Source organism: Maribacter sp., from assembly GCF_039968975.1.
Classification (GTDB): domain Bacteria; phylum Bacteroidota; class Bacteroidia; order Flavobacteriales; family Flavobacteriaceae; genus Maribacter.
On record NZ_JBDVOT010000158.1, the window covers coordinates 26,258 to 48,698 of the forward strand.

The following is a 22,441-nucleotide window of genomic DNA, read 5'->3' on the forward strand; positions in this document are numbered from 1 at the left end:
TATTAGAATTTATAGGTTGCATTCAGCAATACATTTCTAGGAGCTCCAGGACCTAGTCTAGAAGGGTTAAGACCACCTAACCAATACGTTTCATCAAACAAATTGTTCAATTTTAAGGTTAGTTGTATACCTGTATTATTAGGCTTGTAATACACCGCTGCATCAAATACAGTGTATGATGGTAATAATAGTCTATCTGTATCGTATGTAGGGTTGTACCACGTATATCGTTCATCCATAAATTGAGCACCCAAACCAAAGCCTATTCCTTTTAAGGTTTCATTTGTAAAATCATATCGCCCCCAAATATTTGCATTGTGTTTTGGAGCTCCACCTATAGGTTCACCAATGAACTCTTCTATGGCATCTTCTACAATTTCTGCATCTGCAAAACCATAAGATGCGGTAATTTGAAAGTTAGATGATATGTAACCAGATACATCCATCTCAAAACCTCTACTTCTTTGTTCTCCTCTAGTAGTCAAATTGTCCAAATCATAGGTATCACCTAAAAGGATATTTTTTTGCGTAATGTTGAATATAGCAAGGTTCGCAAATATTTTTCCGTTTAAGAATTCACCCTTTGCCCCAATCTCTGTTAAGCTACTTTCAAGAGGATCAAACCTACTTGGTGACGTGGACCAAAAGAAACCTTCCGCAGTTGGTGATAACGAAACTGTATTGGTGTGCGGCTGAAAGCCCTCTAAATAAGTAGCATACGCACTAACGGTATTGGATACTTCATAGGTTAAACCTAATCTAGGCACGATAGCATCATTTGTAAACTCTTGCTCATCGCCTTCATAATCAAAAATATCAGTAAAACGCTCATATCGTAGATTTACCAAAGCTGAAAATTTACCTACCTTGAACTGATTTTGAATATAGAAACCATTTGATGTGTTCAAATTTGCAGGAATACTCAATTCTGCAAGATTATACGCATTAGTATTTCTAGCACCGTTAAAAGGATCTTCTAAATTAAAATGAGGTACTGCAGGTACTGGCATAGTAACACCGTCTACCACCATCTGCTGAAAGTTAGCTGCATTTGCAGGATCATAATTAGATTGACCACCATCTACCGTTAAGTATCTTCTGGCACGCAAAAAACCTGCACCAATTTTTCTTTCCCAGCGTGTAGCGTCATAACCAACTAGTAACTTGTTGGTAATCTTATCCGTTTTAATATCGTACGTAAAGTAGGTGCTAAAATTATCAGTTTCCCAATATTGCTGTCTTTCATCATAACGCATTCTAGCTAGCGTTGGTATCACATTTCCATCAATATCTACCGCTGTACCATCAACTCTATGTTCTGCTAAATCTTCATCCCAAGTCTGTTTCATAAACTGGGCGTTGAAACCTAAATTATCAGATAACTTTTTACTGAAGTTAGCCATGAATATAAACTCTTTATTCTTGTAATGATCGCTAGATGCACCAACGTTCATCGTAATCGGGGTACTATCTAAATCATATTCACCATTAATAGCACCAAAAATTGGCTGACCTCTATCTAAATTACCTACAGCGTCGCTATAAATCATTTCTACATTTAACGATGTAGTTTCATTTGGGATATAACTCAATGAAGGCGAAAACAAAATAGCATTGTTGTTTACCACATCTCTAAATGAATCTGCTTCTTGAATAGCAGCATTAAAACGATATAATAACGTTTTTGATTCGTTCAACGGACCCGTAAAATCAGCAGTAGCCCTAATGGTTCCAAAACTTCCTGTTGTTAACGAAACTTCGCTACGCTTTTCTGTCAATGGTTTTTTAGTAACCATATTTACTGTACCCCCTGGGTCAGCACTTGAAAAAGTTACCGATGATGGCCCTTTTATTACTTCAACACGCTCTAGGTGAGAGGTAATTGGTTGTAGAAAATAGTATTGACGTGTACGCATACCGTTTAGTACCTGCCCGTCATCCGCTTGCGTAATACCTCTAATATTGTAATGATTATATAAACCTGTAACAGATACGTTACTTACGGTTTTTACCGCATCGGGTAATTGAAAAGCTAGTCGATCTGAAATTAATTCTTTAGTTACGGATGTTATTGCCTGCGGTAGTTCTTTATTGGCGATCGCTACTTTTGTTGCAGAGAACGAATAGTCACTATTGTAATCTGTTCTGGCTCTTCCAATAACTTCTACCGACTGTAATTGCTCTATGTTCTCTTGTAATTTTAAACTACCTAAATCATAATCTTGTAATTGATCAAAAACTTTTTGAAAACGCATCGTTTTCATGCCTATGTAGCTAACTGTTATTTGATAATTTCCGGTTTCTTTTATTTCAAAACTAAAGTCTCCGTTTTCTTGTGAAGTAGTACCGGCTTTTCTGGACGCATTGTCATAGGTATAAGAAATAGTGGCTCCAAAAATTGGTTGCCCTACGTTATCAATAATTTTACCCGTTATTGAATTTTGGGCAAGTGTTACATTACATACTAGCAATGCTAGTATCATTTTTATATAGTTGTTCATCTGTTCTAAATAGTTTCTAGGTAAAGTTGATTTAATTCATTTGCGTTAATCTCGCTGGCTTTTAGCTTCTGCGCCAAAACACCTTCTTTCATGATACCAATTGTGGTACCTAATTCTACGGCATTAAAAATATCATGCGTAGCCATGAAAATGACTTTTCCCATTTTAGCAAGTTCTTTACAAATCTTGGTGAATTCGGCTGTAGCCTTAGGATCTAGACCAGAAGTAGGTTCATCCATAAATATTACTTCTGCATTTTTGGCAAGTGCAACCGCAATTCCCACCTTTTGGCGCATTCCTTTAGAATAAGCTGATAATCTTTTGTGCTGGGCATCTGGCTGTAAGCCTGTTTTGGTTAAGAAAGCCTCTAATTCTGATGTTGAATACGTAAAGCCAGCTAACTTGCTAAAAAAATTAAGATTCTCTATACCTGTAAGGTTACCGTATAATTGAACTGTTTCTGGTATGTACGCGGTAAGTTGATTGGTATCATCTTTTCCAACCTCCTTATCGCCAACAAAAGCTTGCCCGCCATCTTTTTTAATGAACCCTAAAAAAATGTTTATGGTGGTAGTTTTCCCCGCACCATTTTGTCCTAACAAACAAAATATCTCTCCTTTTGAAACCTCAAAAGAAACATCTTTTAATGCCATTTTTCCATTATAGGACTTGGTTATATTTAATGCTTTTAGCATATAACTATTGTGTATTAAAATTGGTAGTACTTGTAGTAACACATCATTAAACCGCAATTAACACGGTTTTTGAGTATTTTAAAATTATTGAAGTTTACCTTAAAATAAAGGCATTGTCCATATGATGAATTTCGTATTATTAAAGATTGATTAGCTAAAAAAAGCACGTTTAAAAATCTTAATAACAATGAAAAATGATTTAATACCCAAACTTCAGGTATCTAAAACATGACATACGGATTAAATAAATTGTGGAGGAGGTCTAGTATAGAGATAACTAGATAAATGCCTATCGTTTAAGGCTACAACTGGAGCGGCAATGGTAATCGTTGGCTCACAATCATAAAATTCTATTTGCGGAACAACAAGGGGTTGTGTCTTTAAGAGCGGAGTAAAATTAACAGCTGTGGTTATATGACAAACCTCGCAATGTTGAATGTCATTATCGTCTGCATGATGAGAAAGCGAGTGCAAGCCAGCTACCTTGAACAATAGAATCAAGGAAACATAAAATATGGCAATAAGATGACTACTGTTTTTCATCTGCAAGCCGTAAAAATAAATATTATTATGATTTATTTAAGAATTAATTTTAAAAAACTATTTAATAAAAAATTGGGTTTTATTCAAGCAACAGTTATAGTTAAACTCCGGATGCTTATTTTTCAACTAATTCTAATAAGAGGTTACACAAAACACTCTTCGCATTTACCTTGAATCAATAACTGCGATACTTCAATTTTTCTGTTCGGTATTTGAGGTAGTAGTACGGTAAATGACAAACAATCAACTCTGCCACAACTAAGACATTGAAAATGAGGATGAACATCTTTATGCTCTTTTGAAGTACAACCATTACATTTTGCATACCATTTTAGACCCTCTTTTCCTAAAAAGGAATGCAGAATACCATCGTCTTCTAGCTTATCTAGCACACGATAAATAGTAGTCTTATTAAATGTATCCCCTAACTGCTTAATTAATGCCTTCGCAGAAATAGCTACATCACTAGTATTGAATTCATTAAGCAAAACTTCTACTGCTTTGGTTTTTCTAATTACTCCCATACAACAAATATAACGCAACCTTGTTGCATTAACAAATTTTATATCTACATTTGCAACTCAGTTGTATTAATACAAAGTTCAATGATATTACTTAAACAGAAATCTGACATTTTAGGCAGTTTAGCCAGTACACTTTGCCTTGCACACTGTATTGCCACACCGTTTCTATTTCTAGCTCAAGCTAGTGCGACAACATTATCTAGTGGTCCTCCTAATTGGTGGAAATCTTTGGATTATTTATTTCTAATTATTTCATTTGCCGCCATTTTTTGGACTACAAAAACCACTACTATTAATTGGTTAAAACCATTAATATGGATAAGTTATTTTGTATTATCTGCAATCATAATAAATGAGAAGTTAGAACTATTCCCTATACCCGAAGTAGCCATATATGTTCCTACTATAGCATTGGTAATACTTCATTTATATAATAGAAAATACTGTAAATGTGCTACTGATAATTGCTGTGTAAATGAAAGATAAAGAACATATAGAAAGCATAGGAGACAACCATATTTCTTCTAACGTAGAAACGCCGCTAAGGGCAGATGCCTTTGACAAAAGTGATGATGAAAAAATAGAAAATATTCAGCATCATTTTTCTAAAATAATGGAAGAACTAGGCTTAGATTTAACCGATGATAGTTTGTCTGGAACGCCATACCGTTTTGCTAAAATGTATGTAAAAGAATTGTTTTACGGTTTAAACCCAAAAAACAAACCTAAGCTTTCAGTTTTTGAGAATAAGTACGAGTATAAAAAAATGCTTATTGAGCAAAACATCACTATAGATTCATCTTGTGAGCATCATTTTTTACCAATTACTGGTCATGCACATATTGCATACATTCCAAAAGATAAGGTTATCGGTTTGTCTAAAATTAACCGTCTGGTTGATTATTATTCACACCGCCCACAGGTACAAGAACGTTTGTCTCTACAAATTTTAAAGGACCTTCAAGGCATTTTAAATACTAAAGATGTCATTGTAATGATTACTGCTAAACATCTTTGTGTATCATCAAGAGGAATTAAAGACAAAGATAGTTTTACCACCACTATTGAATATGATGGTGAGTTTAACAAAGCTAAAATAAGAGCAGAATTTTTTAATGCATTACAGAACGGAGACAATTTATAAACTAATCTACAAGATACAGTTATGAAAATTAAAGAAACGGTAAACACACATTACCCTAGTGCAAAAACAGGTAATGAAATAACAGAAGGCTATTTATCTCTCTTAGAAACGGAGTATAAATCTGATCTAAAAAAAATGTTGTTTGCTACTTCTGTCTGTTCAGATGATGTAAATGTTTCTACAGATTTTCGTAAAGTTTTAAGCAGACCTTTTACCATGGGTGGGCTTGGCGGATTACCATTTTCTGGATTTACAGGCATGGTCGCTTTTTCTCACCATATTCCAGATGACGGAGATGCATTTATATTCTACGGTCCACATATTGGTATTACAGATGAAGGAGAACTGGGTCGTATGCGCAGAATTGGCCAATCTAGGTTAACAAATAGTTGTGGCGCCTTAATGCTTGCTCTTGAGCGATTTAGCCAAAATACCGAGGAACCAATTTACGTACCTCAAAATGTATATTACGACCAACAGCAAATACAATTAGAACAATCGTTAATGCCTTTTAAGCATGATATCATCAATTCTGATAATCCTAAAAAAGCCATAACCGATTATACTTATATCGCCATAGACAAACAAATAAAACAATTGGTGAAAATGAGTTTAAGTGAATTCACATGTAAGAGAATATTTCTTTTGGGTGGCGTAATTATCAACACTAGTGAAGAATTTAACGATTATGTAGATGTTAGAAATTTTGATGTTATAAACACAGAAGAGCCTAACAATTTTAAATCGGTATCTATTATGGAAACAGAAGCATTCAAAAATCTATAACTACATAATCATCAATATTTTATCATATTTTATTAATGCAAAACAACCTATTTCTTTTATGTCCTACAGATAATTTAGAACCTATAATTGATTGTATGTATAGTTATGACAACTATTTCTACACCTCATTAGGGAATACATTCTCAAAGGATTTGAAAACAATAGAAAACCTTAAAGCATTAATAAAAGCAAAAAGTATTGGAAACATATTTTTTATACTCTCCAGTGATAATAAAATTATTTTAGATGCAATGGGTACCCAATTTTTTAGAGAAACCACAGGCTTAGAAGAACTTTATACAAAAATTGAAGAGCAAAAAAGTTGTTCTAGATGTTGGGATAACAACCATTCTAAAAATTTACTGTTTTCGTACTATTTAAATTATAAAATTAAAGAACTCAGTAATGACTTAAGTCAAATGTGCTTCCAATCCGTTTCTATAAAAGGAAAAATTTACAAGCAAAATGAACATAAATTTTATCCCATTTATTCAAATTTAATTTGTCAAGAAAAATTTCATTTTAATTAAAAATGCTATGACATATAATCGCAGAAAATTTATTTCCTTTATGGGAAAAGCTGGGTTAGGCACTGTGGTTATGCCTCAGTTTTTAATTAGCTGTGGTAGTACTGCAACACCAACCAATGCTTTTGGAAATATATCAAAAGAAAGGCTAAATGCATTGAAGGCTTTTGCTTTACAAGGTGTAGCTGCAACTGACCAAGATGATTTAGTATTGGCAAATGGACTTGATTATCATACCATTGTTAAATGGGGAGATAAAATCAGTGATACGGACACATTTGGGTTCAATAATGATTTCACCTGTTTCATTCCTTTTGACGATAATAATCCAAAAGACGGACTATTATGGGTAAACCATGAGTATATAAATCCTTTTTTTGTATCTAACTATAGTTCATCTAAAGAAAACGAGCAACCTAAAACAAAAGAGCAGGTAGATAAAGAAATGTACAATGTTGGCGGTAGCATAGTACGTATTAAAGAAGAAAATGGTACTTGGAAAATAGTTGAAAATGATTCACATAATCGTAGAATTACCGCAAAAACTCCAATTAAATTAAATTGGGATTTTCCTGTTAAAGGCGCAAGTACCGTTTTTGGCACAAACAGTAATTGCTCTGGTGGTATTACACCATGGAAAACATTTATTACCTGTGAAGAAAACTATGACGGCTGTTTTGGCGAAACTGAATATGACGAGAGCAATACAGCTACCCACAGACCTAGTTATTATGGATGGGAAAAATTTTATAACTATCCGCCAGAGCATTATGGTTGGGTAGTTGAAGTTGACCCAAAGAGCGGGACTGCACAAAAACATATTGCCTTGGGCAGGTTTGCACACGAGTGCTGTACTTTATATGAATTAGAGGATAAAAGAGTGGTTGCCTATACCGCAGATGACAAAAATGATGAACATCTGTATAAATTTATTTCTTCTAAACCAGGTTCTTTAAAAGAAGGAACACTTTACGTAGCCGATACGGTAAACGGTAAATGGTTGGCTTTAGATTGGGAAAATCAACCCATATTGAAAACAAAATTTAAAGACCAAACCGAAGTTTTGATAAGAGCTAGGGAAGCTGCAAAACTATTAGGAGCAACAGCATTGAACAGACCAGAAGATATTGAAATTGATCCTATTACCGGTAACATCTTTATTACATTGACCAATAATAAACCTAAAGGTGATTTTCATGGTTCTATCTTAAAGGTTGAAGAAAACAACGGTGCTTTTGATGCTTTGAGTTTTAATGCAGAAACGTATTTAGCCGGTGGCGATGAAAACGGATTTTCATGTCCTGATAATTTAGCTTTTGATATGTCCGGAAATCTTTGGATGACATCAGACATGTCTGGCAGCTCTATGAATAGAGAAGATAAGCCATACATGGCTTTTAAAAATAATAGTTTATTTGTAATCCCAAGATTAGGTAATGATGCCGGTAAGGTTATTCGTGTTGTTTCGGCCCCGGTAGATGCTGAACTTACCGGACCGTGGTTTTCACCAGATGGTAAAACCTTGTTTTTGAGTGTTCAGCACCCAGGTGAACAAACAAAAGATATAAAACAACCTACTAGTACATGGCCTTTTGATGCAGATAAAATTCCTAAACCTGCTGTAGTTGCAATAACCGGCGATTTAATTGAAAAAATGAATTTGCTAAATAGAATTGAAGTCACTTCCTGATCAATTAATTCAAACATCTAAGTTGACGATATAAACGAAACAAAAGGCTTAATGATGAGATATCAACTTTCTATATTTTTACTTTTGGTTTTATTGGTTAATAAAGCTCATTCGCAGAATGGAAAAATTATAGAAAAAGAGAGAATTACGTTGAGTGATTCTACAATGGCATTAATTCAAAGAGCTGATTCTACGCTCGTGGCATCTCTTAAAAAGGTTGAATTTTTTCGCATCACCTATTTATCAGATTCTTTAAAAATTAAAGGTTTTATAGCTAAACCAATTGAAGACGGTAATTTTCCATGCATTATATCTAACCGAGGTGGAACAGGTAAATTCGGTCAATGGAACGAAGTAGGTATAGGCTTCTTTTTAGGAAAACTTGCCAGCTGGGGTTATGTCGTTGCTGCAAGTCAATATCGTGGAAACGACGGTAGTGAAGGTGTTGAAGAAGCTGGCGGAAAAGATTTGAACGATGTTTTAAACCTCGTGCCTACATTTAATGAAATTACAAACGCAGATACTTCTAGAATTGGAATAGAGGGTGGCAGCAGAGGTGGCATGATGACGTATTTAGCACTTAAAGAAACTTGCATTTTTAAGGCAGCGGTAGTACTTGCAGGTTCAGCCAACGCTTTTACCCATCTTAAAAATAGACCAGATTTTGAAGAGCATGTGTATTCAAAATATATTCCAAATTATTATCAGAACAAAGAAGAGGAACTAAAATCTAGATCTGCTGTTTTTTGGGCAGACAAATTATGCAAAACCACACCACTATTACTAATGCACGGTAGTTCAGATTGGCGCGTTAAAGCGTCAGAATCTTTAGAATTGGTCACTAAACTTTATGAATATAAACATCCTGTTCGGTTTATTTTATTTGAAGGAGCTGACCATGGTATAAGAGAATATCGCAACACCTATTTTAACCAAACCAAAAGCTTTTTTGATTACTATTTAAAAAACTTAAACGAGTTACCAAACATGGAGCTTCATGGAAGATAAAGAGTGGTTTAAAATATACGAAACAAGAACAAAACAAGTAAAACTGAATATGGAAGCCATAATTACAATTGTGGGTTTCTTAGGTGCAGGTAAAACAACCTTACTCAAATACTTAATCAACAGTTTTATTGATAAAGGCTGGAACCCCTATATTATTCTAAATGATTACGAGAATGCCCATATTGACGCACAACAACTAACAAATCGTGTAGAGTTGAATTCTATTAAGGCCCTTAGTGGTAGCTGTATTTGTTGTAACGGTATTATGGAACTTAGAGATACGGTAAATAGAATTCCGAAAAGACCATACGGAATAACATTAATTGAAGCTAACGGAACTTCAGATGCCTGTACACTAATGGAATTTCTTGGTGTAGGGCTTAATGAGCGATTTTTACCTCCTATTCAAATTTCTGTTGTTGATGTTAAAAACTGGCAAAATAGGGGAGAACATAATGAATTGGAAACTAATCAGATTCAAGTGTCATCGCTACTTGTGTTAACCCATTTAGAAAGTTCTTCTAAAAGCAGACAAACAAAGGTTAGAAAGGAAATTAAAGAGCTAAACCCATATGCCAAAATAGTTACATTAAACGATTTAGATATTTCCATTTTGACAGAGCTTGTGCCAAATAAAAATATCGCAAAAAAGTTAGACCATCAAAAAGCACATTGGGCTTCTTGCTCTATAGACCTTCCCAAATTACCAAACTTAGATTGTATCTATGAAATTTGTAAAAACCTACCTGATAGTATACTCAGGGTCAAAGGGTGCACTACAATCGGTAGCGAAGAAGATTACACCTATTTTGAAAGAACACCAGATGGTAACGTTTCCATTAGACCATTTAGGGGAATTCCTATTACCGGAGCTAAACTGTTAACTATTGGACCTGGTAGTACTCCTAGTATTCTGGAGCACGCTATTGAAACAAGCCAAAACATATAAAAGAATTGAACACATGAAAAAATTACCTGTTACTGTATTAAGTGGTTTTTTAGGAGCTGGAAAAACGACACTTCTTAACCATATTCTACATAATAAAGAAGGTTTAAAAGTCGCTGTTATTGTAAATGATATGAGCGAAGTAAATGTAGATGCCCAATTTATAGAAAATGAAAATACACTCTCAAGAACGGAAGAGAAACTGGTAGAAATGTCTAATGGTTGTATTTGTTGCACATTGCGAGAGGACCTTATGATAGAGGTTGAAAAATTGGCTGCACAAAATAGGTTTGATTATTTGTTGATTGAAAGTACCGGTATTAGTGAACCAATCCCAGTAGCGCAGACCTTTACATTTGAAAGTGAAGACGGTACTATTGATTTAAGCCGATTCAGCTATATAGACAATATGCTGACCGTTGTAGATGCGTTTAATTTCTTAAAAGATTTTTCAAGTTCGGATTATTTGACTAGTAGAGATTTGACAAATATTGAGGGCGACAATAGAACCATTGTAAATCTATTGACCGATCAAATTGAATTTGCCAACGTAATCATTCTTAATAAAATTGATTTGGTGACAAATGATGAACTTGAAGAACTACGTGCAATTATCAAAAAATTAAATCCAGAGGCACGCATTATTAATGCTGAAAATTCTAAGGTTGAAATAGAAAATGTAATTAACACAGGTTTGTTCGATTATGAAAAAGCCGAAGCATCAGCTGGTTGGTTACAAGAATTAGAAAATGAACACGTGCCAGAAACTGAAGAATATGGTATTAGTTCTTTTGTTTTTAGAAGTAAAAAACCATTTCACCCAGAACGATTTTTAAATTATCTAAACCAGCGTTTTCCTCAAAACATTATTAGAAGTAAAGGCTTGTTTTGGTTGGCTTCTCGTTCAGACCAGGCTTTACTTTGGAGTTCTGCAGGTGGTTCTTGCAAAGCTGATTCTGCAGGAGTATGGTGGGCATCTATGTCATTGGCAGAGCGTGTAGGCTACGGTGCTTTTGCTGAAAATCAAAAACAGATAGAATCAGATTGGGATGTTCATTTTGGAGATAGAAAGATAGAACTGGTATTCATAGGTCAACATATAAACAAAGAAGAAATGATTTCAGAATTGGAAAATTGTGTGCTTACAGAACCTGAAATCAACCTTTGGGCACAACAATTATTTCCAAGACAAGATCAGTGGCCAATAGCTTAAAAAGGTAATATTAAAATGGTACAGACCGATCATCTTAAATTTCAATATAGAAAAAGCGAACAGCAATTTAGCTTTCCTAATATCAGTCTTAAAGAACAAGAACATTTACTTATTCTTGGTAAATCTGGTATTGGAAAAACTACGTTGTTACACCTTTTAGCCGGTTTACAAAGACCTACCAATGGCTCTATTGAAATTAATAAGGTACTGATCAATTATTTATCCCATTCGCAACTAGACAAATTTAGAGGACAACACATTGGGCTCGTCTTTCAAAAAAGTCATGCAATTACGTCTTTAAATGTTTATGAAAATCTAAAAGCACGTCTTCTTTTCAGTAAAAAATCTATCTATCAAAAAAATATAGATGCTTTATTGAAACAATTAGATTTATTCGAATTTAAAAAAAGTAACATCAATGAGCTTAGCGTAGGGCAATTGCAGCGTTTGGGTATAGCCATGGCAGTAATTCATCAGCCAAAACTTATACTTGCAGATGAGCCTTCTTCTAGTTTAGATGATGAAAATTGCGCAATTGTGATGAATTTACTACAACAACAAGCCCAAGAAAATCAGGCAAATTTGATAGTCATAACCCATGACGCACGAATTAAATCATCATTTAAAAATGTGATGACATTATGAACAACTGGACCATTAGTCTTAAAAACTTACTAAATAAGCCACTATATGCGTTTCTAAGTGTATTCTCACTTTCTATTAGTGTAGCACTATTACTTGGCATTCAACAATTAGATACTTCTATACAAAACCAATTTGAAAACGGATCAGGAAATATAGAAATGGTAGTAGGCGCAAAGGGTAGTCCTTTGCAATTAGTACTTTCCTCTGTATTACATATTGATAATCCTACCGGTAATATTCCGTATACAGAAGTTGAGAAGATGTCCAAAAACCCAATGATCAAAGATGCGGTACCTATTTCATATGGCGACAACTATAAGGGCTACCGTATTGTTGGATCTACTTTAGATTTTGCAAAAATATATGAAGCAGAGCTTTTAGAGGGTAAAGAGATAAATCATACTATGGAGGTTGTTTTAGGAAATGACGTTGCTAGGAAATTAGGACTAAAACTAGGCGATACGTTTTTAAGTTCTCATGGATTAACCGAAAACACCATAGAAGAGCACGAACAGTCTTTTACTATTGTTGGTATCTACAAACCAACTTTTAAAGTAATAGACAGACTTATTGTAACCAATTTAGCCAGTATTTGGGATGTACACGAGCATGAACCTGAACACGATGAAAAACAGGAAATGCATGAAGCACATGAAGAGGGACATGAACATGATATCCATGAAGAAGATGAAAGAGAAATCACCTCTATTTTAGTTTCATTTAAAAGCCCAATGGGTTTAATGACCATGCCAAGAACTATTAATGCCCAAACCAATATGCAAGCCGCATTGCCCAAATATGAATTAGAACGATTATTTCAGTTTACAGGTGTTGGGGTTAAGGCTATTTCTTGGATTGCCTATATAATAGTACTCATTTCATGTATTACCATTTTTATAAGTCTCTATAAAATGGTTAAAGAACGTGCTTTTGACCTTGCTTTAATGCGTACCTATGGGGCAAGTAATTTTCAGTTGTTCTGTATTGTTGCCATTGAAGGTATTATTATGGTATTGGTTTCTATGTTTTTCGGGTTTTTATTTTCACAAATCGGGTTGCACTTAATCGTTAATATTTTTAAATCTCAGTTTCAACAAGATATTATGCTAACATTTTCAACACCTCAGATGATACGCACCTTACTCATAATATCGATAATAGCCATGCTATCTATTTTGCTGGCCATACTTCCTATATTAAAAATGAATATTTCAAAAATTTTAAGCGATGAAAAATAACTATCTCTATATACTAATGATGCTCATTTCAATGAGCGCTGTAGGTCAAGTTCATCTTACTTGGGAAAATTTGGCTAATATAACATACACTGAAAAGTATTTTGTTGCCTATGATTCTAATTTTTTATACCCTGAATTTAGCACAGAAATGTCGAATCTTGTGGGTAAGAAAGTTTCTCTTTCCGGTTATTATTTAGATATATCACCTACAGGGGATATGATTATATTATCAAAAAATCCGATGGCATCATGTTTCTTTTGTGGTAATGGTGGACCAGAAACAGCGGTGGAAATTCAATTCAAATCTAAACCAAGTTTTAAAACAGATGATATCGTTGTTATTACAGGCACGCTTAAACTAAATAAAGATGACATTGAACATTTTAACTATATACTTACTGACTGCTCTGGTTATATATTGAAATAATCAAACTGCTCAATCAAATACAAATCATCTTTAACAACACTACTAATGCAACTTAGTTGCATTGTGTCAAAAAAATTATATCTTTGCCGGATATTATTTACCAATTGCTACATTACAGCGTTACACCACTTTCATTTTAATGAACTTTAGTCGATATAAAATAGTTATTTCCTCCGTTTTACTTGTTCTTTTTCTAGCTACGAAATTGACGGGTATTCATGCTCTGGTTGAAACACATAATGCAGATGAAGTAGATAATTGTACTATTTGTGACTATGCTATTTCACAAAACCTGACTCCAAATATAGCTAATGAACTTAACGATTTTCTGGTAGAAACTTTACTGCTTTATGTACGGATAGAGGTCATTAACAACTACAACTATTCGGCTACCAGTACTATTATTACAAGAGCACTATTTTCTAGACCTCCACCTTCTATACTATAAATTTTTTTTACATACCTGCTTTGAAATTAAGTAATCTATCTGTCTTACGCTTTAAGACATTAGGTTAGTTATAACTCAACTTATTTTCAAATTAGTTATGCGTATAGATATTGTAATGGTTCCTTTTTTCACAGAACATCAATTCAATTTTTTAGCACTCCATTATGTTTAAACAAATACTGGGTATTTGGCTATTTTTTAGTCTTTGCTCAACTGTATTAGCACAAGATTCCTTTCAAATAAAAGGCATTGTGCAACACGCAAAAGATATGTCACCGGCGCAAGGTGCCACTATTATCGGAAAAAATTTTTACGCTGTTTCTTCAGAAACGGGTGCTTTTACCATTTCTAATGTAGTTAAAGGCACACACTCTCTTACGGTATCTCATATAGGATGTGAACCAACAACTATTAGTGTTGAAGTAGGCCAAAACATAAAAGAATTGACAGTTTTCTTAGTAGAATCTGCTACTATGCTTGAAGAAGTTAAGGTTAATGGAAAAACTAAAAGAAGAGAAGTCATGGAAGTGCCTATTGTTTCTCAGACAGTATCTAAAGAATTTCTAAATCAGAATAGAGAGAATACACTAATGCAAACGTTGAGTAAAATTGCAGGTGTAAGCACTATAAATATTGGCTCTGGACAATCTAAACCAGTTATAAGAGGTTTAGGTTTCAATAGGGTTGCTGTGGTACAAAACGGTATAAAACACGAAGCACAGCAATGGGGAAATGATCATGGTTTAGAAATTGACCAGCACGGTATTGAAAATATACAAATCATTAAAGGTCCGGCTTCTTTATTATATGGTTCAGATGCCATTGCAGGTGTGGTAGATATACAACCAAACAAAACTCCGCTACCGAACACTTTTGGTGGCGAAGTCAATATTCTTGGAGAAAGTAACAATGATTTATTGGGTGTTTCTGCGGGTATAACCTCAAGAAAAAATAAATGGTTTTACCGTGGGCGATTAACCTACAGAGATTACGGGGATTACAAAGTACCTGCAGACAGAATCAACTATGAAAACTATGTTTTTGAGTTAGATGACAATAACTTAAGAAATACTGCCGGGAACGAAGCAGATGCCAGTATGGGTGTTGGCTATATTACAGAAGGTTTTAAGTCTGAAACCGTATTTAGCAATGTAAATGCCAAAAACGGATTCTTTGCCAACGCACACGGTCTTGAAGTTCGTACATCTAGTATAGATTACGATAGCTCAAACAGAGATATTGACCTTCCATACCACAAGGTAAATCACTTTAAAATAACAAATAATACTTCTATCAGTGCCGGGGAACATCTATTACAAGTAGACCTTGGGTACCAAAACAATAACAGGGAAGAACATTCAGAACCTGTGCCGCACGGCTATATGCCAACACCGCCAAACACGAAAGAAAGGTTGTTTATCAAAAACACATACTCATTAAATTTTAGAGATTCATTTAACCCTACAGAAAAGCATGATATGGTGCTAGGCTTAAACACAGAATATCAAAATAATAATATTGGTGGATGGGGATTTTTAATACCAGAATATAATCGATTTACAGCAGGTATTTTTGCGTATGATCAGTTTGAAGTAAATACTAATTTTCATGTCTTAGGAGGATTGCGTTATGATGTTGGCAGGGTAGATACCAAGGAATATTTTGATTGGTACCCTTCAACGGTAAACAATGCCGATGGTTCAACATCATATATACACCAACAAAGGTCTAGAAACAAAACTTTAGATTTTGGTAGTCTTAGTGCGTCCTTGGGATTGAGTTATATTAAGGACAAAACCAATTACAAAATAAATGTTGGTCGAAGTTTTAGAATGCCTTTGGCCAACGAATTAGCTTCAGACGGAGTTAATTATCATATGTATCGCTATGAAAGAGGTAATTTAGATTTAGACCCAGAAGTATCATACCAGCTAGATTTATCCGTAGAACATACAGAAAACTCTTTTAGTATTGGGGTTAGTCCGTTTGTAAACATTTTTCAAAATTACATTTACCTCAATCCGACTTCAAGTTATTATGAAACCATACAAATTTACGAGTATACACAAGCTGAAGTATTTAGGATAGGAGGAGAACTCAACGCGAGTGCCACAATAACCAATAACTTACAGTTAGATGCCTCTGTAGAGTATGTGTATTCAGAGCAAACCAGCGGACCAAAAGAAGGATTTACATTACCATTTTCCCCGCCATTATCTGGATTGTTATCTGCCAGGTATCAATTTGAAAAGCTTTTGTTTTTCAATAAACCTCAGTTCATTGCAGACTATAGAATTACCGCGGCACAAGAAGAAATTGTTCCTCCCGAAGAAAAAACCGATGGTTTTCAAGTTTTAAATATGTCTTTTTTATCAGAAATAGATGTGTTCAAAAACAATTTACCCTTAGAAATGCGAATTAAGCTGAACAACGTATTTGACACCAAATATTTTAATCATACTAGTTTTTACAGGCTAATAGATGTGCCAGAAGCTGGTAGAAATATATCATTATCACTAACAATAGTTTTTTAAACAATCAATAATCATAAATCAGTAATTAAATTTAAGTACCATGAGAACAATTAGTATTAAACCGAATGTAAAATTTTTAGCAATCGTTGCGTCTGCAGGACTCTTTTTACAATCATGTAGTAGCGATGATGATGATAGTACCATTTCATTGAGCGCACCAGAAATTACCAATTTTGAATTTGGTGAGGGGTTTCATGACGAAGGTGAAAATAACGAATCAGAAGAAGCCTATGCTCTTAAAGGTGCCGATATTCATTTAGAGGCAGAAATTAATGCCCCGGCAACTGTAAGCAGTATTACTGTTTCTATTCATTCAGATGGGGTAACCGCTGGAGAAGGTGAAATAGACTGGGAATTTGAACAAGTATTTACAGATGCTAAATACTTAGTTATTAATCCTGAGTTTCATGAACATATAGATGTTCCTTCCAATATTCCTTCAGGGGAGTACCATGTTGAACTATTAGTAACCGATGAATTGGGAAATAGCACAGAAGTGGACGGTCACCTTCAAATCATTGACAGCATTACCATTAGCGGTTTTGAAATGAGTGAAACGGTAGTAAGAGGAGATGATTTTCACATAGAATTTATGATTGAAGCAGTAAACGGTATTCACAGTATCTCTGTTGATCTTCATGCCCATGATCTTACACCTGCAGAAGGAGAAGTAGAGTGGGATTTTGAGGAAGAATTTCTAGAAGGATATCATGAAGAAACGGAAGCAGAATTTCATGAGCATATTGAGGTACCTACAACTGCTCCTGCAGGAGAATATCATATCACTTTTACAGTTGAAGATGAGGATGGTAACACCATTGAATTTGAATCACATATAGATATAACTGCTTAACAATAATCAAAACCTCACAACACACCTTTGTGCTGTGAGGTTTTAAATTTAATTTTATGAAATCTACATTTAAAAACTTTTACTTTTTAGTTATTATATTTTTAGCAGCAGCTTGTTCTAGTGATGATAGTACTGAAATAGATGAAGAGGTACCTACCATTAGCGTTAATTATACCGCTGGTTTTCCGCAAGGTTGTGCTTTCTTAACAAAAGGCGAAACCTATAATTTTAGGGCTATGGTTACGGACAATAGCGAATTGGCTGCTTACAGCATTGATATACATCATAATTTTGACCATCACACACATGATGACCAAGTAACGGAATGCGATTTAGGAGACATTAAACAATCTGTAAATCCATTAATTTTCATTGAAAATTATACTATTGAAGGATCTCTTACCAGCTATGAAATTAATATACCGGTAACCATACCAAATGATATAGATACCGGCGATTACCACTGTGCATACTCGGTAACAGATGCAACTGGTTGGCAGAGTAGAACTTCAATAGATATAAAAATTGTGGAGTAATTCTTTTCTAAAAGAATAGTCATAGTAGTGATGCTGTTGTACTTCTGATATTCTATTGGCCAACATCTTTAAATTATAATGCGGTCATAAGTTATATTGTAAATTATTAGTATTTTTTGCTTTTAGTATCAAGTAGTATTTTCAATTTGTAATCACTACTTTAGTTTTGATAAACCCGGCTGCATTTATCAACTTATAATTTAAGATTACATCAATGACTAAATATTCCCTTTACATTCTAACATCAATAGTGCTTTTCACAACCTCATGTAAGACCGATAAAAAAAAAGATTTTGAGATTTTACGTTCTAAAGAAATAGCAGCTCAAAACAAGGTTCACAATGAGTTATTGGATATTGAAAAAGAGCAGGGTTGGAGCTTACTTTTTGATGGCGAGTCATTAAAAGGCTGGCATCTTTTCAATAAACCAGATTCCACACAATTCTCTGCATGGGAAGTAAAAGATGGAATGATATTTTGCAATGCTACGGATGAAAGTAAAGTGTTTGGAGATTTAGTTACCGATAAAGCTTATAAAAACTATGAGCTGCAATTCGATTGGCAAATGGCTCTCAGAGGTAACGGAGGTGCTTTTATCAACGTCCAGGAAACACCAGAATATAAGGCTACTTACAACACTGGTATAGAATACCAATTATTGGAACCAGAACATATGGATACAGCAACTCCTTTAAAAAGACCTGGTACCATATGGGGCTTGACCCCACAGTTAAATACCGTTGAAGCTAACCCGGTAGGGCAATGGAATACCACCCGTATTATCCAGAAAGACGGTAAAATTCAATTTTACCTTAATGGTATACTCACTGCCGAGGAAGAAATAAACTCCCCCACATGGAGAAACAAGGTCGCCAGCTCCAAATTTAAAGACGCACCTGGTTTCGGTAAAGCAACACATGGTAAAATTGCATTTCAAAATTGGTATTTTGAGTCTTGGTTTAGAAATGTAAAAATTAGGGAGTTGTAAACAATACCTTAACCATAATTTAGAAATTAAACTTCATATTTTAAGACCAATACTATTAGCCGACCCACCACCATACAAGAAGTTTTAATTCAATTAGATGCCATTATAGAAAATGCCATCTCCAGTAACGACCGTATTGGTTATTTTGCCTTTTTATACAGACGGGTTACCGCTGAAATTCTGAATGAAGTACAATTAGGCAATTTCGAAGATAATGCTAGAATGGAAACTTTTGATGTTGCCTTTGCCAACTACTACATTGATGCATACAATGGTTATACCGCAAACCAACCAATTAGTAAATCATGGCAATTTGCATTTGATACCAAAAACGACCTGTTAACCATTCTACAGCATATCATGTTAGGCATCAACACCCACATTAATCTTGATCTGGGTTTAGCAGCTAGCGTTGTAATGCAAGGCAAAGAAATAAGTGATATAGAAAATGATTTTAATACTGTAAATACCATTCTTGGTAATATCGTCAATGAAATGCAAGACCGCCTTAGTCGTGTATCTCCATTACTATTTCTTTTAGATTTCGCAGGAAAAAATACCGATGAACAAATTATCAACTTTAGTTTGGCTAAAGCTCGTGAACTTTCATGGATAAATGCAAATCTACTTTGGGGATTAGGAGATGGTCACCAAGATGCCGCCATTCGTCAAATGGACAACACCGTGTTAAAACTTGGCGAATTTATAAAAGCACCAAAATCAAAAATAGTTACTTACGCACTAAGGCTTTTAGGCAAGTTTGAAGAAAAGAACGTAGGCCTGGTAATTTCTAGATTACGAGAGGATTAGTTTAGTTGCAAATGAATATCTAAAACCCATTTTTTCTTTAACATTTTGAGTTCTATTTTCTCAAAAATGACAATTCTTTAATGCCCGATTGTGAAAAATTCTTCTTACAATTATCATTTTTGTAATTGTACGTTAAAACGATATTAAATAGTCTTAAAAGACCATCTTATTTCGCTAAATTCAAGCATATAAAATAAATGGATTTCGGTCTTATATCTAAAAGATATCTCCCTTAGAATTTTGCTAAGATTACACCTTCCAATCTATTGTTTTATAGTGACTTATATTTTAACATTATCTCAAACCAATCCAACTATGAAGACTATTATGAAGTCCTTTCTACTGCTGTTATGCATTAGTAGTTTAGGCGTCTCTTTGCGTGCGCAAGAAAAAAGTAAAAACCCATTTAGCGGGTTAGAATTCAGGAATATCGGACCTGCTATGACCTCTGGTCGTATTGCTGATATTGCCATTCATCCGGATAACGAAAACATCTGGTATGTTGCCGTAGGTTCTGGCGGTATGTGGAAAACAATGAACTCCGGTACTACTTGGAAACCCATTTTTGAAAAACAAGATGTATACTCCATGGGTTGTGTAACCATAGACCCAAGTAACCCACACACTATTTGGGTAGGTACGGGTGAAAATGTAGGTGGTCGCCATGCCGGCTTTGGTGATGGTATCTATGTGAGCCATGACGATGGTAAGACTTGGAAAAATATGGGTCTGAAAAATTCAGAACATCTTTCAAAAATTATTGTTCACCCAACAGATTCCAATACCCTTTGGGTAGCTTCTCAAGGTCCTTTATGGAGCAAAGGTGGCGAACGTGGTGTATATAAAACTACTGACGGTGGTAAAACTTGGAAACGTACTCTTGGCGATGCCGAATGGGTAGGTGCTACAGATATGTTGATCGATCCAACCAACCCAGATGTTTTATATGCCGCTACATGGCAAAGACACCGTACGGTTGCTGGTTATTTAGGTGGTGGCCCGGGTTCTGGATTACATAAAAGTACAGATGGTGGGGAAACCTGGAAACCGCTTAAAAACGGTATTCCTAAATCCAACCTTGGTAAAACAGGTTTAGCAATGTCGCCTTTTAATTCTGAAGTTATTTATGCAGCGCTTGAACTTGATAGAACTAAAGGTGGATTTTATATGTCTACCAATGGAGGTGAATCTTGGGTTAAACAATCAGAGGCAGTTTCTGGAGGTACCGGTCCACATTACTATCAAGAAATTATAGCCTCGCCTCATGAAGAAGGTACCGTTTATTTTATGAACAATAGCGCTTTAGTTACTACGGATCATGGTAAAACATTTTCTCAAATGAGCAGGTCCAACCAACATAGTGATAGCCACGCATTGGTTTTTAAAAAATCTGACCCAAATTATTTGCTTATTGGTACAGACGGTGGTCTTTATGAAAGTTTTGATAATACTGAAAGCTGGAAATATGTAAGAAACTTACCTATTACCCAGTACTTTAAGATAGCAGTTGATGATGCCAAGCCTTTTTACAATGTATATGGTGGTACTCAAGATAATGGCTCTCATGGCGGACCATCAAGAACTAGAAGTTCAGACGGTATTGCCAGTGCTGATTGGTGGAAAACTTTAGGTGCAGATGGCGCCCAAACTGCTACGGAACCTGGTAATCCTGATATTACATATGGTGAGTTTCAACAAGGGGCTTTATGGCGAATTGATAGTAAAACATTAGAAAGTGTTTTTATTCAACCTCAAGCTAGGGAAGGTGACTCTTTTGAACGCTTCAATTGGGATGCTCCAATTCTTGTGAGCCCTCATAACCCAACACGTTTATACTTTGCATCGCAACGTGTTTGGAAATCAGAAAATAGAGGAGATGCATGGAATCCTATTTCCGGAGACCTTACACTTGATCAAGAAAGAATGACGTTTCCTTATTACGGAACATCGCAAAGCTGGGACAATGCCTGGGATATTAAGGCAATGTCTAACTACAACACCATAACCTCATTGGCCGAATCTCCAAAACAAGAAGGATTGATTTATGCTGGTACTGATGACGGATTAATTCAGGTTACAGAAGATGGTGGTACTACGTGGAGAAAATTTAGCCTAAACACTATTAAAGGTGTTCCAGATACGCCATTTGTAAATGATGTTAGAGCAGATCTTTTTGATGCTAATGTAGTATATGCAGCATTAGACAATCATAAATACGGAGATTACAAACCGTACATTCTTAAAAGTACTGATAAGGGAAAATCTTGGACTTTAATCAATGGAAATTTACCGAACAAATTATTGATCTGGAGATTGGTACAAGACCATGTAAAAAAAGATTTACTATTTGCCGCAACAGAATTTGGAGTATACGTAACTCTTAAC

21 protein-coding genes and 1 pseudogene are annotated in these 22,441 nt (G+C 34.8%); 18 read left to right on the forward strand and 4 right to left on the reverse strand.

All coding sequences use genetic code 11. The annotated features are described in order from the left end of the window. Positions 1-2: 2 nt before the first annotated feature. From ABJI11_RS10800 to ABJI11_RS10815, 4 genes are all read right to left on the reverse strand, one after another. Positions 3-2,501: a TonB-dependent receptor gene (locus ABJI11_RS10800; RefSeq protein ID WP_348352011.1), complete on the reverse strand. Its 2,499-nt coding sequence runs from the start codon at positions 2,499-2,501 to the stop codon at positions 3-5. A gap of 5 nt (positions 2,502-2,506) precedes the next feature. After that, positions 2,507-3,196 carry an ABC transporter ATP-binding protein gene (locus ABJI11_RS10805; RefSeq protein ID WP_348352012.1) on the reverse strand — a complete coding sequence of 230 codons (690 nt, stop codon included), beginning with the start codon at positions 3,194-3,196 and terminating at the stop codon, positions 2,507-2,509. Between the two features lie 240 nt (positions 3,197-3,436). Beyond that, positions 3,437-3,739 carry a hypothetical protein gene (locus ABJI11_RS10810; protein ID WP_348352014.1) on the reverse strand — a complete coding sequence of 101 codons (303 nt, stop codon included), beginning with the start codon at positions 3,737-3,739 and terminating at the stop codon, positions 3,437-3,439. Between the two features lie 143 nt (positions 3,740-3,882). Further along, positions 3,883-4,263 carry a transcriptional repressor gene (locus ABJI11_RS10815; protein ID WP_348352016.1) on the reverse strand — a complete coding sequence of 127 codons (381 nt, stop codon included), beginning with the start codon at positions 4,261-4,263 and terminating at the stop codon, positions 3,883-3,885. Positions 4,264-4,344: 81 nt separating this feature from the next. Here ABJI11_RS10815 and ABJI11_RS10820 point away from each other — a divergent pair, with 81 nt between their 5' ends. From ABJI11_RS10820 to ABJI11_RS10905, 18 genes and pseudogenes are all read left to right on the forward strand, one after another. Next, positions 4,345-4,749, forward strand: a complete 405-nt coding sequence (locus ABJI11_RS10820) for a MerC domain-containing protein (RefSeq protein ID WP_348352018.1) — start codon at positions 4,345-4,347, stop codon at positions 4,747-4,749. Next, positions 4,739-5,407 carry a GTP cyclohydrolase I FolE gene (gene folE / locus ABJI11_RS10825; RefSeq protein WP_348352020.1) on the forward strand — a complete coding sequence of 223 codons (669 nt, stop codon included), beginning with the start codon at positions 4,739-4,741 and terminating at the stop codon, positions 5,405-5,407. The genes ABJI11_RS10820 and folE overlap by 11 nt, the downstream gene beginning before the upstream one ends. 21 nt (positions 5,408-5,428) lie before the next feature. Then, positions 5,429-6,193 (forward strand): hypothetical protein, encoded by a 765-nt coding sequence (locus ABJI11_RS10830; protein WP_348352021.1) that lies wholly within the window; start codon positions 5,429-5,431, stop codon positions 6,191-6,193. A gap of 152 nt (positions 6,194-6,345) precedes the next feature. Continuing rightward, on the forward strand, positions 6,346-6,723 hold the full coding sequence (locus ABJI11_RS10835; RefSeq protein ID WP_348352023.1) for a hypothetical protein: 378 nt from the start codon (positions 6,346-6,348) through the stop codon (positions 6,721-6,723). A 40-nt stretch (positions 6,724-6,763) separates the two neighbouring features. After that, entirely contained in the window at positions 6,764-8,410 is a 1,647-nt protein-coding gene (locus ABJI11_RS10840) for an alkaline phosphatase PhoX (protein ID WP_348352025.1), read from the forward strand. A gap of 51 nt (positions 8,411-8,461) precedes the next feature. Beyond that, complete coding sequence (locus ABJI11_RS10845; protein ID WP_348352027.1) at positions 8,462-9,418, forward strand: prolyl oligopeptidase family serine peptidase; 957 nt, start codon at positions 8,462-8,464, stop codon at positions 9,416-9,418. Then, positions 9,408-10,367 (forward strand): GTP-binding protein, encoded by a 960-nt coding sequence (locus tag ABJI11_RS10850; RefSeq protein WP_348352029.1) that lies wholly within the window; start codon positions 9,408-9,410, stop codon positions 10,365-10,367. The genes ABJI11_RS10845 and ABJI11_RS10850 overlap by 11 nt, the downstream gene beginning before the upstream one ends. A 13-nt stretch (positions 10,368-10,380) precedes the next feature. Beyond that, positions 10,381-11,577, forward strand: a complete 1,197-nt coding sequence (locus ABJI11_RS10855; RefSeq protein WP_348352031.1) for a GTP-binding protein — start codon at positions 10,381-10,383, stop codon at positions 11,575-11,577. A gap of 15 nt (positions 11,578-11,592) precedes the next feature. Next, complete coding sequence (locus ABJI11_RS10860) at positions 11,593-12,222, forward strand: ATP-binding cassette domain-containing protein (protein WP_348352033.1); 630 nt, start codon at positions 11,593-11,595, stop codon at positions 12,220-12,222. Then, positions 12,219-13,460 (forward strand): ABC transporter permease, encoded by a 1,242-nt coding sequence (locus ABJI11_RS10865; RefSeq protein WP_348352035.1) that lies wholly within the window; start codon positions 12,219-12,221, stop codon positions 13,458-13,460. The genes ABJI11_RS10860 and ABJI11_RS10865 overlap by 4 nt, the downstream gene beginning before the upstream one ends. A 16-nt stretch (positions 13,461-13,476) precedes the next feature. Next, positions 13,477-13,887, forward strand: a complete 411-nt coding sequence (locus ABJI11_RS10870; protein WP_348352037.1) for a hypothetical protein — start codon at positions 13,477-13,479, stop codon at positions 13,885-13,887. Positions 13,888-13,948: 61 nt separating this feature from the next. Continuing rightward, positions 13,949-14,335 carry a hypothetical protein gene (locus ABJI11_RS10875; protein ID WP_348352039.1) on the forward strand — a complete coding sequence of 129 codons (387 nt, stop codon included), beginning with the start codon at positions 13,949-13,951 and terminating at the stop codon, positions 14,333-14,335. 164 nt (positions 14,336-14,499) lie between these two features. Next, positions 14,500-16,869 (forward strand): TonB-dependent receptor, encoded by a 2,370-nt coding sequence (locus tag ABJI11_RS10880; RefSeq protein WP_348352041.1) that lies wholly within the window; start codon positions 14,500-14,502, stop codon positions 16,867-16,869. A 40-nt stretch (positions 16,870-16,909) separates the two neighbouring features. After that, positions 16,910-17,722 (forward strand): DUF4625 domain-containing protein, encoded by an 813-nt coding sequence (locus tag ABJI11_RS10885; protein ID WP_348352043.1) that lies wholly within the window; start codon positions 16,910-16,912, stop codon positions 17,720-17,722. A 56-nt stretch (positions 17,723-17,778) separates the two neighbouring features. After that, positions 17,779-18,258, forward strand: a complete 480-nt coding sequence (locus tag ABJI11_RS10890; RefSeq protein ID WP_348352045.1) for a DUF4625 domain-containing protein — start codon at positions 17,779-17,781, stop codon at positions 18,256-18,258. 214 nt (positions 18,259-18,472) lie between these two features. Beyond that, positions 18,473-19,246, forward strand: a complete 774-nt coding sequence (locus tag ABJI11_RS10895) for a DUF1080 domain-containing protein (protein WP_348352047.1) — start codon at positions 18,473-18,475, stop codon at positions 19,244-19,246. Positions 19,247-19,318: 72 nt separating this feature from the next. Then, positions 19,319-20,056: a DUF5995 family protein gene (locus tag ABJI11_RS10900; protein WP_348352049.1), complete on the forward strand. Its 738-nt coding sequence runs from the start codon at positions 19,319-19,321 to the stop codon at positions 20,054-20,056. A gap of 327 nt (positions 20,057-20,383) precedes the next feature. Further along, positions 20,384-22,441: pseudogene (locus ABJI11_RS10905) on the forward strand (glycosyl hydrolase); the annotation flags it as partial.